The sequence below is a fragment of the Reyranella soli genome (genome assembly GCF_007992495.1).
In the GTDB taxonomy this organism is placed as follows: domain Bacteria; phylum Pseudomonadota; class Alphaproteobacteria; order Reyranellales; family Reyranellaceae; genus Reyranella; species Reyranella soli.
In genome coordinates, this window is the sequence record NZ_BKAJ01000070.1 from 21,487 (window position 1) to 35,071 (window position 13,585).

Annotated in this window: 14 protein-coding genes; 7 read left to right on the top strand and 7 right to left on the bottom strand. The window is 66.6% G+C overall.

Annotation, left to right across the window (positions count from 1 at the left end; all coding sequences use genetic code 11):
- Positions 1–131 precede the first annotated feature (131 nt).
- From RSO01_RS19760 to tldD, 5 genes are all read left to right on the top strand, one after another.
- Positions 132–914, top strand: a complete 783-nt coding sequence (locus RSO01_RS19760) for an alpha/beta hydrolase (protein WP_147151065.1) — start codon at positions 132–134, stop codon at positions 912–914.
- A 79-nt stretch (positions 915–993) separates the two neighbouring features.
- On the top strand, positions 994–1,425 hold the full coding sequence (locus RSO01_RS19765) for a nuclear transport factor 2 family protein (RefSeq protein ID WP_147151067.1): 432 nt from the start codon (positions 994–996) through the stop codon (positions 1,423–1,425).
- 53 nt (positions 1,426–1,478) lie between these two features.
- Positions 1,479–2,450 carry a zinc-binding dehydrogenase gene (locus RSO01_RS19770; RefSeq protein ID WP_147151069.1) on the top strand — a complete coding sequence of 324 codons (972 nt, stop codon included), beginning with the start codon at positions 1,479–1,481 and terminating at the stop codon, positions 2,448–2,450.
- Between the two features lie 17 nt (positions 2,451–2,467).
- Positions 2,468–2,683 (top strand): dodecin, encoded by a 216-nt coding sequence (locus RSO01_RS19775; RefSeq protein ID WP_147151071.1) that lies wholly within the window; start codon positions 2,468–2,470, stop codon positions 2,681–2,683.
- A gap of 160 nt (positions 2,684–2,843) precedes the next feature.
- The gene (gene tldD / locus RSO01_RS19780; protein WP_218037402.1) at positions 2,844–4,205 is read left to right on the top strand and encodes a metalloprotease TldD; all 1,362 of its coding nucleotides are present in this window, start codon (positions 2,844–2,846) and stop codon (positions 4,203–4,205) included.
- Positions 4,206–4,316: 111 nt separating this feature from the next.
- Here the strand turns inward: tldD and RSO01_RS19785 are convergent, their stop codons facing one another.
- Together RSO01_RS19785 and RSO01_RS19790 are read right to left on the bottom strand one after the other, a co-directional pair.
- Positions 4,317–4,721, bottom strand: coding sequence for a (R)-mandelonitrile lyase (locus RSO01_RS19785; protein ID WP_147151089.1), 405 nt, complete (start codon positions 4,719–4,721; stop codon positions 4,317–4,319).
- Between the two features lie 73 nt (positions 4,722–4,794).
- A complete protein-coding gene (locus RSO01_RS19790; protein WP_147151075.1) occupies positions 4,795–5,781 on the bottom strand; it encodes a ketopantoate reductase family protein in 987 nt (328 codons plus the stop codon).
- A gap of 52 nt (positions 5,782–5,833) precedes the next feature.
- Between RSO01_RS19790 and RSO01_RS19795 the strand changes: the two genes are divergently transcribed.
- Positions 5,834–6,895 (top strand): amidohydrolase family protein, encoded by a 1,062-nt coding sequence (locus tag RSO01_RS19795; RefSeq protein ID WP_147151077.1) that lies wholly within the window; start codon positions 5,834–5,836, stop codon positions 6,893–6,895.
- A gap of 144 nt (positions 6,896–7,039) precedes the next feature.
- On the opposite strand, the gene RSO01_RS19800 is transcribed toward RSO01_RS19795, so the two are convergent.
- The 5 genes from RSO01_RS19800 to RSO01_RS19820 form a co-directional block, all read right to left on the bottom strand.
- Positions 7,040–8,632 (bottom strand): ABC transporter substrate-binding protein, encoded by a 1,593-nt coding sequence (locus RSO01_RS19800; RefSeq protein ID WP_147151079.1) that lies wholly within the window; start codon positions 8,630–8,632, stop codon positions 7,040–7,042.
- Between the two features lie 259 nt (positions 8,633–8,891).
- Positions 8,892–9,446 carry a hypothetical protein gene (locus RSO01_RS19805; protein ID WP_147151081.1) on the bottom strand — a complete coding sequence of 185 codons (555 nt, stop codon included), beginning with the start codon at positions 9,444–9,446 and terminating at the stop codon, positions 8,892–8,894.
- The gene (locus tag RSO01_RS19810; RefSeq protein ID WP_147151082.1) at positions 9,443–10,297 is read right to left on the bottom strand and encodes a VOC family protein; all 855 of its coding nucleotides are present in this window, start codon (positions 10,295–10,297) and stop codon (positions 9,443–9,445) included. Before RSO01_RS19810 ends, RSO01_RS19805 begins: the two co-directional genes overlap by 4 nt.
- 15 nt (positions 10,298–10,312) lie before the next feature.
- A complete protein-coding gene (locus RSO01_RS19815; protein WP_147151084.1) occupies positions 10,313–11,677 on the bottom strand; it encodes a glutamate--cysteine ligase in 1,365 nt (454 codons plus the stop codon).
- A 155-nt stretch (positions 11,678–11,832) separates the two neighbouring features.
- Positions 11,833–12,621, bottom strand: a complete 789-nt coding sequence (locus RSO01_RS19820; protein WP_147151086.1) for a 16S rRNA (uracil(1498)-N(3))-methyltransferase — start codon at positions 12,619–12,621, stop codon at positions 11,833–11,835.
- 34 nt (positions 12,622–12,655) lie between these two features.
- On the opposite strand from RSO01_RS19820, the gene ubiA reads away from it, so the two are divergent.
- The gene (ubiA, locus tag RSO01_RS19825) at positions 12,656–13,576 is read left to right on the top strand and encodes a 4-hydroxybenzoate octaprenyltransferase (protein WP_147151091.1); all 921 of its coding nucleotides are present in this window, start codon (positions 12,656–12,658) and stop codon (positions 13,574–13,576) included.
- The last annotated feature ends 9 nt before the right edge of the window (positions 13,577–13,585 follow it).

Here is a 13,585-nt window from a genome sequence, read left to right on the forward strand (position 1 = left end):
GCACGGAACGTGCCGCCGGATTGATTGCCACTCATACCAAGGTAGGTGGCGCGCCAGCTCTATCGGCAACTGCATGGCCGGCGCGCTGTATGCGATTTGGACCATCATCAGCCAACACCGAGGTCACCGCCATGTCGAACCGACATCATCGAGTTGCCGTCGCTCTTGCAGCCTTGCTGGCCGTCGCCACGCCACTCGCGGCAAGGGCGGAGCCCATCAAGAACGTCGTCCTGGTGCACGGCGCCTGGGTCGACGGCTCGGGCTGGCGTCAGGTGCACGACATCCTGGTCAGCAAGGGCTTCCATGTGACGGAGGTCCAGGAGCCCGAGACCTCGTTCGCGGCCGACGTGAACGCGACCCGGCGCATCCTCGACCTGCAGGACGGTCCGACCCTGCTGGTCGGTCACAGCTACGGCGGCTCGATCGTCACCGAGGCCGGCATCCATCCCAAGGTGGTCGGCCTGGTCTATGTCGCGGCGCACGCGCCGGATGTCGGCGAGGATGAAGGCGCGCTCGGCAAGCGCATGCCGAGCGTCCTCGGCCAGACCCCGGGGGCCATCGCCCGGACGCCGGACGGCTACACCTATCTGCAATCCTCCGCCTTCCCGACGCTGTTCGCACCCGACCTGCCGCGCGCCCAGGCGGCGTTCGAGGCGAGCTCGCAAGTGCCGGCCGCCGCCGAGGTCTTCACCACGCCGCTCTCCGCCGCCGCGTGGCACACCAAGCCGAGCTGGGGAATCGTCGCCGGCAGTGACCAGATCATCAATCCCGACCTCGAGCGCTTCTACTACCAGCGGGCCGGCAGCCATACGACGGTCATCGAGGGCGCGAGCCACTCGGTCTACGAATCGCACGCCCCCGAAGTCGCCGCCGTGATCGAGAACGCCGCGCAGCAGGTCGGATCAGCCAACTGAGCCGGCCCATCTCCCCGGAATCAGGCTGGACTCTTTGGATAACCGGTTATACGGTTATCCAACAGAAAGGAGGACTGCCATGACCGCCGAGCTGCGCGCGCTGAACGCCCGGTTCATCAACAACTTCATCACCAACGATGTCCCGGGCCACGATGCCATCCTGCACAAGGACTTCATCTGCATCAGCCCAATGGGCGCCCGGGTGAGCCGCGACGACTATCTCGCGGCCTGGGCGACCGGCTTCGACGCCGAACGCATCCCCTACTACGACTATCGCGACGAGAAGATCGACGTGTTCGGCGACACCGCCCTGGTGCGCTCGACCAACAAGCGCGTTGGCCTGAAGGACGGCGTCGAGACCGTCAGCATGACCATGTACACCGACATCTATGTGCGCGACGGCGGGACGTGGAAATGCGTGCAGGCGCAGATCACCCCCGTGCAACCCGCCAACTATCCGCCCGACGAAACGATTGTCGCCAAATACGTGAAGGGCGAGGCCCAGCCCTAGCCTCCAAGGCAGCGCGCCGTGCTATGGGGAACCTCCGATCCAGGGAGGCTCCCATGAAGGCTGCCGTCGTCACCGAGAATGGCGTCCAGTACACGGACGCGCCGAAGCCCGAGCCCAAGCCGCACGAGCTCTTGATCAAGGTGCGCGCCGCCTCGCTGAACCGCGCCGATCTTGCGGTTGCCTCCGGTCATGCGCATGGGCGCATCGGCGGCGCGGGCACCATCGTCGGCCTGGAATGCGCCGGCGAGGTCGAGGCGGTGGGCAGCGAGGTCAAGGATTTTAGGCCGGGCGACCGCGTCATGAGCTCAGCGGCGGGCGGCTTCGCCGAATACGCTGTCACCGATGCCGGCCGCGCCCACAAGATCCCGGCCAACAACATGACCTACGAGCAGGCCGCCTGCATGCCGGTCGCCGTGCAGACCATGCACAACGCCCTGGTTGGCGCTGGCCGGCTGAAGAAGGGCGAATCGGTGCTGATCCAGGGCGCCAGCTCCGGCGTCGGTCTTTTGGGCATGCAGATCGCCAAGCACATGGGCGCCTCGATCGTCATGGGCACCTCGACCAACGACGGGCGCCGTGCGCGGCTGAAGGAATTCGGCTGCGATCTCGCCCTCGACACGCGCGATCCCAAGTGGCCGGATCAGGTGAAGGCCGCGACCGGCGGCAAGGGCGTCGACCTGATCGTCGACCAGGTCTCGGCGAGCGTGGCCAACCAGAACATGGAAGCGGCCGCCATCCTGGGCCGCATCGTCAATGTCGGCCGCCTGGGCGGCATGAAGGGCGAGTTCAACTTCGACCTGCATGCGCTGAAGCGCATCGATTACATCGGCGTGACCTTCCGCACCCGCGGCCCCGAGGAAGTGCGCGCCATCGTCAAGGCGGCCCGCGCCGACTTGTGGCCGGCCATCGAAGCCGGCAAGCTCAGCCTGCCCATCGACCGGACTTTCCCGCTCTCCCAGGCGGCCGAGGCGCTGGCGCACATGAAGGCCAACGCCCACTTCGGAAAGATCGTCCTGGTCGTCTAACAGGGGGAGGTATGCCCATGGCCAGCCAGACCTATGTGAAGACGGAAGTCGTCGGCAGCTCGGACAAGTCGGTCTCCGATGCCATCGATTCGGCGATCGGGACGGCGTCGCGCTCGCTGCGCAATCTCGACTGGTTCGAGGTGGTCGACGTGCGCGGCCGCATTCGCGACAACAAGGTGGCAAGCTACCAGGTCACGCTGAAGCTGGGCCTGCGGTACGAGCCGAAGGCCTAGCCGACATCGAGCTTGCGCCCGCCGCGGCGAATGCCCATTTTTGGCAAATGAAAGGGCATTCGCCATGAGCAAATCGATCAACCATCTCGCTACCGCCGACAACCTGTTCTTCGGCCAGGGGAGCAAGGGGGGCGGTCTCGACCGTCGCAGGACGGAGAAGATGGTCAACGACGCGTTGGCCGGCTGCGACGACGGCGAGCTGTTCCTCGAGTACGAGCAGAGCGAGAGCCTGGCGTTCGACGACGGCAAGCTGAAGAGCGCCTCGTTCGACACCACCCAGGGCTTCGGCCTGCGCAGCGTCGCGGGCGAAGCCACGGGCTTTGCCCATGCCTCGGCGCTCGATGAACAGGCGCTGAAACGCGCCGTCGCCACCGTCAAGGCGGTGCGCGGGGGCCACAGCGGCAAGATGGACGAATCGCCACGCGGCACCAACCAGCTCCTCTACACCGACGACAACCCGATCGACGACGAGGCGTTCGCCCGCAAGGTGGCGCTGTTGCAGGAGATCGACGCCTATGTGCGCGGCAAGGAGCCCAAGGCGCGCCAGGTCTCGATCTCGATGTCGGCATCCTGGCAGGTCGTCGAGATCATCAAGGCCGGCGGCTGGCGCGCCGCCGACGTGCGGCCGCTGGTGCGTCTCAACGTCAGCGTGGTCTGCGCCGACGGCAGCCGCATGGAAGCAGGCGGCACCGGCTCGGGCCGGCGCGCCGCCTACGGCGACATCTTCAAGCCGGAATACTGGCAGCGCGAGGCCGACGAGGCGATCCGCCAGTCATTGGTGAACCTGCAGTCGGTGCCGGCGCCGGCCGGCGAGATGCCGGTGGTGCTGGGCTCGGGCTGGTCGGGCGTGCTGTGGCACGAGGCCGTGGGCCATGGGCTGGAAGGCGACTTCCATCGCAAGAAGACGTCGATGTTCACCAGCATGATGGGCGACATGATCGCCTCGCCCGGCGTCACCGTGGTCGATGACGGCACGCTCGCCGACCGCCGCGGCTCGCTCACCATCGACGACGAGGGCACGCCGACGCAGCGCAACGTGCTGATCGAGAACGGCCGCCTGGTCGGCCTGATGCAGGACCGCCAGAACGCGCGCCTGATGGGCGTGAAGCCGACCGGCAACGGCCGGCGCCAGAGCCACGCCTATGCGCCGATGCCGCGCATGACCAACACCTTCATGCTGGGCGGCAACAAGGATCCCCAGGAGATCATCGCTTCCGTCAAGAAGGGCCTCTACTGTGCCAATTTCGGCGGCGGCCAGGTCGACATCGTCTCGGGCAAGTTCGTGTTCACCGTCACCGAGGGCTATCTGATCGAGGACGGCAAGCTCGGCGCGCCGGTCAAGGGCGCGACCCTGATCGGCGCCGGCTCCGAGGCACTGACCAAGGTCGGCATGGTCGGCAACGACATGTCGCTCGATCCCGGCATCGGCACCTGCGGCAAGGACGGCCAGGGCGTGCCGGTCGGCGTCGGCCAGCCGACCTTGCGCATCGATGCGCTGACCGTCGGCGGCACGGCGACGTAGTCTTGCCGGAGCGCGGACCTCCAGGTCCGCTCACACTCTTCCGGACCGCGCGCATCCTGCGCGCTCACAATTCATGAGCGGGCCTGGAGGCCCGCGTCCGGCAAGACAGCTTTAAGCCTTCGTCGGCGCCTTGCCGTAGTCGGCGTCGCTGACCGGCTCGAACCAGCTCGTCGCCTCGCCCTTCTCGTTGGTCTCCGACATGGCAAGATGGACCATCATCGTGTCCGGCGCCGAGCCGTGCCAATGGCGCGCGTTGGGCGGGATGACCACGGTGTCACCCGGCTTGATCTCCTGCACCGGCTCACCCTCGAGCTGATAGCGACCCACGCCCGAGAGCACGTAGAGGACCTGGCCGACGGCGTGCTTGTGCCAGTTGGTGCGGCCGCCCGGCATGAACGAAACGCGCGATGCGCGCAGGCGCGACGGTCCCTCCGGCGCGAACACCGGATCGGACATGACGGTACCGACGAAGTTGGCCGCTTCCGCCTTGCTCGTCGGGCGGGATGCAGCACGCATGATCCTAGGCTTCATGGCGTTTCCTCGATCATTGTGACGTTCGGCCGATCCTAGCGCGTCTGCCGCCCAGGAGTCAGGGTGTATAGAGCCCCTTGGCGTGGGCCAGGGCCACGCTGATCGCTTCGATGGCGTCCAGCGTCGGCGTGTCGACGCCGGCGCTGCGGGCGAAGGCGACCGGTGCACGCACAATTGACTCGATCTCCATCGGCCGGCCGAGATCATAGTCCTGCAGGATCGACGGCCGGTGGCTGGTGTAGACGCGCTTGGGCCCGTAGCGCTCGTCCGGATGGTCGTTGAGAATTACGCCGTGGGCGGCGGCGACCGCCAGCGCCTCGGCATGGGCGCGCCGCGACAGCCGGTTGATCAGCGGCGTCTTCTGGACGTGAACGGGCTGCCCCGTGAGCAGGCAGACCGTCGAGCCCGTCAGGTTGGCCATCAGCTTGTGCCAGATCTCATAGCGGATGTCGGTCGTCGCCGGCGAGCCGATGCCGGCCGCCTTGAGCGCCGTGCGCAGCGCTTCGATGCGCGGGCTGGGCCGGTCGTCCGGCTCGCCGACCCAGAGGATGTTGCGGTCCGGCACTTCATTCTCGACCACGCCGGGCTCGATCACATGGTTGGGCGAGCTCACAACCGCGCCAACCACGCGATGCATGCCGACCGACTTGGCAAGCGCGCCACCCGGGTCGAGGCGGCTGAGATCAGGTGCCGGCGGGCGCGACTTGGAAAGCCCGTGGCCGTACCACCAGGGAATGCCGTTCTGCACGAAGGCGACGGCCGTGTCAGGCCCAAGCAAGGGTTCAATGTTGCCGGCGAGGACGTGCTGGCCCGACGCCTTCAGCGTCACCAGCACGGCGTCCTGCGGCCCGAGATCGGCCGGCCGGTCGGACGCCTTCACGTTGGCCGTGATCTTCTTGTCGCCAGCCAGCAGGGTGAGGCCACGGGCGCGAATCGCCTCGAGATGGGCGCCGCGCGCCACGATCGAGACCTCGTTCCCGGCATTGGCCAGTCGCGCCGCGAAATTGCCGCCGATGGCGCCTGCCCCGTATACGCAAATCCGCATGCTCCGCTCTCCGCTCCTGCCGTAGGCTTCCTCCAAACCGGAGGAAACAGCCATGGCCGACGCTGAATATCGCGGATTGATCCATCGCAACAATGCCGATCTCGCCGCCTGGCTGGCTAAGCGCCCGGCCGAAAAGGCGCTCGAGCCCGACCTGCCGATCATCGACCCGCATCACCACCTGTGGGATGCCCCGCACCGCGACCGCGGCCGCTACTTCCTGTCCGAGCTGCTGGACGACACCGGCGGAGGGCACAACATCGTCTCAACGGTGTTCCTCGAATGCCAGGCGATGTTCCGCGCCACCGGGCCCGACGAGATGAAGCCCGTGGGCGAGGTCGAGTTCGTGAACGGCATCGCCGCCCAGAGCGCCTCCGGCCAGTACGGCAAGATGCGGGCCTGTGAGGCGATCATCGGCTGGGCCGACCTGATGCTGGGCAGCCGCGTGCGCGCCGTGCTGGAAGCCGAGATTGCCGTGGCCGGCGGCCGCTTCCGCGGCGTGCGCTACGGCACATCGTGGGACGAGGGCCTGGCCGGCAAGCATGTCTCGCGGCCGATCCCGCGGCACCGCCTGCTCGATCCGAAGTTCCGCGAAGGCTTCGCCGAGCTCGGCAAGCTCGGGCTCACCTTCGATTCCTGGCACTTCTTCCCGCAGCTTCCCGACCTGCTGGATATCGCCCGCGCCTTTCCCGGCCAGACGATCATCGTCGATCATGTCGGCGGCCATCTCGGCATCGGCCAGTATGCCGGCAAGCAGGCCGAGACCCTGCCGGTGTGGAAGAAGAACATGCAGGACCTCGCCGGCTGCCCCAACGTCGTCGTCAAGCTGGGCGGGCTCGGCATGACCTCGTTCGGCTTCGGCTTTGAACTGCGTGAGATGCCACCCTCCTCGCAGGAACTGGCGGCCGTCTGGAGGCCCTACATCGAGACTTGCATCGAGCTGTTCGGTCCCGAGCGCTGCATGTTCGAGAGCAACTTCCCGCCCGACAAGCAGTCGTGCGGCTACACCGAGCTGTGGAACGCCTTCAAGCTCATCACCAAGGGCGCGTCGGTCGCCGAGAAGAAGGCCCTCTACAGCGGCACCGCCGCGCGCGTCTACAGGATGATCGCGCCTTAGCTGGGGGCGCGCCACTCCAGTGGCGCGTTATGGTCTTCCGGACCGCGAGCTTCCAGCTCGCTCATGATTCATGAGCGCGCAAGATGCGCGCGGTCCGGAAGAGCATGAGAAGACGCGCCACTGGAGTGGCGCGCCCCCAGCGAACTACTTATCCAGCCACACGTCCTCGAAGCGGGCGCCGTTGTAGATGCTGTTGGAGTGCAGCACCACGCCCTTCACGTAAGGCTGCCAGCAGCCGGCGGCGCGGCCGTGGTAGATGATCGGGCGGGCGATATCTTCCTGCAGCTTGCGGTCGATTTCCCACACCATCTTCAGGCGCTTCTTCTGGTCGGTCTCGCGTGATTGCTCTTCGAAGAGCTTGGTCATCTCCGGATTGCAGTATCCGTTGTAGTTGCGCAGCGAGCCGCAGGCATAGCCCTCGAAGAAACCGACGTCGGGATCGTCGACGGCCGTCCCGGAGAGGTTCAGCGCCACCGAGTAGTCCTTCTTGAAGACGCGATTGTAGTAGACCGAGGTGTCGATCACCTCGAGCTCGCCATCGACATAGATGTGCTTGAGATGGTCGATCAGGATGGTCGCGGGATCCCGGAACGTCGCGATGTTGCGCGTGCTGACCTTGACCTTCAGCCGCTTGTCGGGCCCGTAGCCCAACTCCTTCATGAGCTCGCGCGCCTTCTCGCGATTGGCGGGCACGTTGTCGTAGCCGATGATGGTCTTCAGCATCTCCGGCGGCATGCCCCAGACGCCGGAGGGTGGCGGCAGCATGACGCCGCCCATGCTGCTCTCGCCCTCGCTCAATATGTCGATGAAGGCCTTGCGATCGAGCGTCAGCGCCAGCGCGCGGCGGATCTTGGGATCGTCGAACGGCGGCACCTCGCGATTGACGATCAGGTTGGTGCTGACGCCGGTGTCGCGCATGGTGCATTTAACGTGCGGCGCGTCCTTCTTCATGTTCTTCCACAACGGCACCGTGAGGTCGGTCGGGAAGGTCATGTCGAACTTGCCGCTGGCGAAAGCCAGCATGCGCGTCGAGCGGTCGGCGATGATGGTGTACTCGATACCGTCGAGGTAGGGCCGGCCCGGCTTCCAGTAGTCGGGGTTCTTCACCAGCTTGATGCCCTCGTTCATCTTGAACTCGGCGAGCTTGAACGGACCGGTGCCGATCGGCCGGCGACGCATGTCCGCCGACGGGATGTGGCAGGGGTAGATGGGCGTGTAGCCCGAAGCCAGCAGGGCGATCAGCGCTGGCTGTCGCTCTTTGAGATGGAAGGTGGCGGCGAAATCGCCGTCGGCCGTGACCCTGTCGACGTTCGTGTACCAGGCGCCGCGCGGATTGCGCCTGATCTTGGTCTCGCCGCCCAGCAGCATGTCGAAGGTGCAGGCCACGTCCTTGGCCGTGAAGGGCTTGCCGTCGTGCCACTTCACGCCCTGGCGCAGGGTGAAGGAAAGCTGCTTGCCGTCGTCGCTCCACGCCCATTTGGTGGCGAGATCCGGCACGATCGAGGCGAAGCTGTTCTTGGCGACGTTCTGGTCGAACATGACCAGGTTGTTGTAGAGGCCCATGAACGGGACGGCCGTGGAGACGGTGGCCTCCTCGTGGATCGAGGCGCTGGGCGGCGTGTCCATGTGCTGGATCTTGAGGACCCCACCGGGCTTCTGCGCCCAGGCGGATCCCGTCGTCGCCACCAGTGCGGCCGCCAACGCGGCCGGGATGAGCCATCCCGTTCGGATTTTCATGTTGTTTCCTCCCATGCGCCGCGCAAACGGGCACGGCGTCGACTGCTCTACGCGTGGCCTCCTGACTAACTCACACTGACTGAATCGAGAGGACTGTGAGGGGGAGAGGGAGAATTGGCAAGCCGGGAGCGCGGGCCTCTGGCCCGCTCATAATCTTCCGGACCGCGCGCGTCCTCGCGCACCTCATGATCATGAGCGCGCGAGGACGCGCGCGGTCCGGAAGACCATGACCATGAGCGGGCCTCCGGCCCGCGGTCCCTTAAGAGGGTCGCGTTTCAGCCAGCCGCAGCGAATCGAGGAAGCGCTGGGCGGCAGCCTTGGACGGCTCGTTGTTCTTCGCCGTGACCAGCAGGCGGAAGAGCCGGTCTTTGACGATGTAGGTACGCATCTGAACGAGCGCGCCCTGGGCGTCCTCGATGTCGAGGGCATAACCGTCCCAGCCCTGCAGCGTGACAGGCTCATCGCGTATGTACTTGAACTTCGCCCGCGGGAACGCCTTCTCGGCCTCGCCGCGGCCGAGGTCGCGCGCCATCTGCTTGGAATCGCGCTCGGAGAACCAGCCGGGCTGGTAGTCGACATAGTCGAAGTCGAACATCTCGCCGTCGCGCTTGGATGCCCAGGCGATGCGCTCCGAGGTGTGGCCCTTCTCCTTCTCGGCCGCCTTGGTCTCGGTGGCGGGCGCCGGCATCTCCAGCCGGAAGCGCAGGTCGCGGCCGACAATGGTCTGCCAATCCGCGGACTGGGGGGCGGCAGGCTGCGCGTGAGCCGCAAGCGGCGCGGCGATCATCATCAAGGCGAACGAACGACGTTTCATACCGATGGCACCAATTCCTCGCGTCCCGACCAGTCCCAGGCGAGCCCCGTGCGCGAGACACCGAGCAGCAGCCCATGCAGTCCCTTGGGATGCACCCATCCGCCATCAGGATCCGTCGCGGGATCAGAACCCCTTGGCGTATAGCGCGCATTGGCCTCGAGCAGGCGGCCGCGCACCGCCGGCCAGTCATGGACCTCGACGTAGCACATGTAGAGCGAATCGCCGTGCTTCTTGACGAAGCGGCCCATGGCATGGACGTCGTCGGTGACCTGGCTGAGCTCGATGCGGTCGAGCCTGTTGGGTGGATCGAACAGGGTAAGCGTGCCGACATAGCCGAAGCGCTCGCTGCCGATCTCGCTGAAGCGCGCGGGATCGAGGCCGAACAGGCCGGCATAGACAGCGGCGACGCGGCGCCAATCGCTCGCCAACGTGTTGGTCGTCTCGTAGAGGAACGACACCGGCCCGACGCGCGGCCGATACGTGCTCTCCGAGATCACGATCGGCAGGCCGAACGTCGTCTCGGGCGAGAGATAGAGCTGCTCGGCGTCGCGGTCGTAGGCCACGCCCAGCCCCTCCCAGCGCTTGACCATGCTGTCGAGATCGGCGGTGCAATAGCCCGCCGTCATCAGCCCCTCGCCGCGCTTGGCCAGGAAGTCCTGAGTCAGGCCAGCACCGTCGGCCTCGCAAAGCTCGAACTCGCTTTCGCCGACCGCCAGGATCGTGCGTCGTGCGCCGAGATGGCGGCTGTGATCGCGGCGCGCGACGGCGCTGCCCAGGAGCTGGCCGTAGCGCTGCGCCGCCTTGGCGGCGTCATGCACGGCGATCTGGACGCGGTCGCAACGGTCGAGCATGGGCTCGACGATACCTCAGTAGGCGTGGTCGCGGAACAGCGGGACGAAGGAGCCCTTCCACTCGCCTTGCCACTTGGCCAGCAATTCGTCCGCCGGGGCGAGTCCGCTCGCCACCGCGCGATCGAGCGGCGCAAGGTAGGTCGTCTCGTCGTTGCCGTGGGCATCCAACCGCTTGCGGGCGCGCAGGCCGGCATGGGCGATCTCCACGGCCTCGCGCGCCCATTCCGTCAGCGGACGGCCGCGGAAGACGGTCGCCAAGCCGGTCTTCGGCGTCTCGGCGCGCAGGAAGTCGTGCTCGGCGATGGTCCAGTCCTTCACCAGGTCCCATGCCGCATTCAGCGCCGTCTGGTCATAGAGCAGGCCAACCCAGAAGGCCGGCAGCGCGTTCAACGCCGGCAACGGCCCCGAATCGGCGCCGCGCATTTCCAGATAGCGCTTCAGGCGCACCTCGGGGAACGCCGTCGTCACGTGGTCGGCCCAGTCGTTGATGGTCGGCAGTTCGCCTGGCCGCGCCGGCAGCTTGCCCTTCATGAAGTCGGCGAACTTCTGGCCCGAGGCATCGATGTATTTGCCGTCGCGATAGACGAAGTACATCGGCACATCGAGGATGTAGTCGGCATAGCGCTCGAAACCGAAGCCGTCCTCGAACACGAAGGGCAGCATGCCGCAGCGGTCGGGATCGGTGTCGGTCCAGATGTGGCTGCGATAGCTCTTGAAGCCCGAATCCTTGCCCTCCTTGAAGGGCGAGATGGCGAACAGCGCGGTGGCCAGCGGCTGCAGGGCCAGGGACACGCGAAACTTCTTCACCATGTCGGCTTCGGACTCGAAGTCGAGGTTGGTCTGCACGGTACAGGTGCGCAGCATCATGTCGAGGCCGAGCTTGCCTTTCTTGGGCATGTACTCGCGCATGATCTTGTAGCGCCCCTTGGGCATCCAGTGCATGTCCTCGCGTGTCCACTCGGGCGCGAAGCCGAGGCCGATGAAGGCCGCGCCGATCTCGCCCGCGACCTGGTTGACCTCGTTGATGTGCTGCTGGTTCTCGGCCGCCGTGTCGTGCAGCGTCTCGAGCGGCGCCCCGGACAGTTCGAACTGCCCGCCCGGCTCGAGCGTGATGCTGGCGCTGTCGCGCTTCAACGCAATCGTGTTGTTGCCTTCGGTGACAGGCTCCCAGCCGAAGCGTGTCAAGCCGTCCAGCATGGCGCGGATGCCGTCCGGCCCGTCATAGGCCAGCGGCTTCAAGGTCGACTTGTGGAATCCAAACTTCTCGTGCTCGGTGCCCATGCGCCAAGCGTCGCGGGGCTTGTTGCCGGCCGCGAAGTATTCGATCAGCTGCCGCCGATTCTCGATCGGCGCGCCGCCGCCCGACGGTGGTGCGGACATTCGATCATCTACTCCCTGGCTCACCCGCGGCCTGGTCAGGGCTGCGAGCGGCGCGGCCACATGAGGTATTCTCACGCGAGCACGCGGCTGGTTCATCGTGTTCAACTCCCCCTGTCTCACACCGACGGGGGCGAGCGCAAGCGCAGACGCAATGGTCAGACGACAGTCCGAGATGTGCGATAATCGGCGTGCAGACGGGGTGTCGGCCGCTGCCAGTCACCGACCAGTGCCTGCCAGCATGCAAGCGCTGCAAGCGCTGCCGTATCGGCGCGCAGGATGCGTGGGCCGAGGCCCACTGCCATCACATCTTTTATGCGACGCAGACTTGCAAGCTCGGCCGCGTCGAAGCCGCCTTCCGGCCCGATCACGATGGCCCAGGGCGCGGCGCGCGCGGTCTCGTCGAGGCCGGCCAGCGCCTGAGCGATGGGCGGACCGCCGCCGGTCTCGTCGCAGACCAGCAGTCGCCGCTCGGTCGGCCAGCCGTCGAGCAGACGACCGAGCGCCAGCGGCACCCGCACCTCGGGTACGCTCAGCCGCTCGGTCTGCTCGGCCGCCTCGACGGCATTGGCGCGCAGGCGCTCGACATTGACCCGATCGACGATCGTGTGATGGGTCAGGATCGGCTGCAGGACGGCGACGCCGAGCTCGGTCGCCTTCTCCGCCACATAGTCGATGCGCGCGCGCTTCAAGGGCGCGAAGCAGAGCCAGATGTCGGGCTCGACGGACTGCTCGCGCGTGCGTTCGGTGACCTGCGCGACCGCGGCCTTCTTACCGCGGCCTTCCAGCGTGCCTCGCCATTCGCCGTCACGGCCGTTGAACAGCAGCAAGGGCGCGCCGTCGGGACGGCGCATGACATGGCGCAAATAGTGGACCTGTGCCTCGTCAAGCGGCGCTTCGACGCCAACGGCGAGGTCCGCAGCGACGAACAGGCGTGAGAGGCTCATGGAGTTTGCCCGATCATCGCTGCATGATGCCGTCATGACCGCCGAGCGGACAACCAGTTACACCGACATCAACCAACAGCACTGGTCGTTGCGCTACCTGCCCCCTTGGGCACGGCCCTACGGCAGGCTGGCGCGCTGGGATCGGCCGATCGGCATCTGGCTGCTGATGTATCCCTGCTGGTGGTCGGCGGCGCTGGGCACGGCCTCCGAATGGGGCCGGCTGGTCGGCTGGATGGCGCTGTTCTTCATCGGCGCGCTCTCCATGCGCGGCGCCGGCTGCACCTGGAACGACATCATTGACCGCAAGGTCGACGCCCAGGTCGAGCGCACCCGCGGCCGGCCGCTGCCTGCTGGCGAAGTGACGCTGCGCAACGCATTGATCTGGATGGTGCTGCAGTCGCTGGTCGGCGTGGCGATCCTGTTCAAGCTCAACAAGTTTGCCGGCGGCGTGGCGCTGCTGTCGCTGGTTCTGGTCGCCGTCTACCCGACGATGAAGCGCTTCACCTACTGGCCGCAGGTCGTGCTCGGGCTTGCCTTCAACTGGGGCGCGCTGGTGGGCTACGCGGCGGTAACCGGCACGCTCTCATGGGCTGCCGCCGCGCTTTACGTCGGCGGCGTCGCCTGGACCCTGGTCTACGACACGGTCTACGCCATGCAGGACCAGCGCGACGACGCCATCATCGGCGTGGGCTCGACGGCCCGCCGCTTCGCCGAGGCGCCGCGGCGCTGGCTCACCCTGTTCGCGGTGCTGGCGCTCGTGGCCTGGACGCTGACCGGACAGCTCGGCGGACTGGGCCCATATTATTTCGTGGGGCTGCTCGCGATCGCGTTGCACTTTGCCTGGCAGATCGCCCTGCTCAAGCCCGGCGATCCCGCCGACTGCCTGATGAGATTCAAGTCGAACAACTGGCTCGGCCTGCTGCTGACCGTGGCTATCGTCGCGGGGCATTTGTGATGACCTCAT